The following is a 497-nucleotide window of genomic DNA, read 5'->3' as shown; positions in this document are numbered from 1 at the left end:
GTGGAGGGGGCGGGCTGAACCCGCCCCGACCGGTTAACCGCCGCGCTGGCGGCAATTGTCGTACTGACCCTTCTTGCAGATCGGATATTCCGCCAAGGGCGCGGGCGCAGGATAGGCGACGTCCGGCGCAGGCGCCTGCTGGAACACGACCGTCGTGCCCGGCGCGACCGGGGCCGACAGCGGCGGCGTTGCGGGCTGGTAGCCGCCGACCGGGTCTTCGGTCGAAGTGGCGGTCGTGGTGGCTTCAGGCGCCGCGGGAGCGGGGGCCGCCATGTCCTGTGCAGCGGCGGTGCCGGCCACCGCCAGCGCGGCGGCGAGTGCGATCAGCTTCATCTTCGTTCTCCTGACATTGTTACGCTTCGGAGCGAACTGCTCGTCGCGCCAACGCGTCAGGAGACGAATCTTTCCGGGTGCGTTTGGTCATCCAGCAAGCTGGATGAAGGCGGCACCGGCCCGCTCCCCCACCCGGCCACCCAACGACAGTGTATTCTATGGGT

At 68.8% G+C, this 497-nt stretch carries 1 protein-coding gene; it reads right to left on the bottom strand.

All coding sequences use genetic code 11. The features are described 5' to 3' along the window. Positions 1–33: 33 nt before the first annotated feature. Positions 34–333: a hypothetical protein gene (locus AX681_RS06770; protein ID WP_066658127.1), complete on the bottom strand. Its 300-nt coding sequence runs from the start codon at positions 331–333 to the stop codon at positions 34–36. Between the last annotated feature and the right edge of the window lie 164 nt (positions 334–497).

This window comes from Sphingomonas sp. CCH9-E2, assembly GCF_001557215.1.
Lineage (GTDB): Bacteria > Pseudomonadota > Alphaproteobacteria > Sphingomonadales > Sphingomonadaceae > Sphingomonas.
The sequence above is the reverse complement of the archived record's forward strand: the minus strand, read 5'-3'. Positions and strand labels throughout refer to the sequence as shown.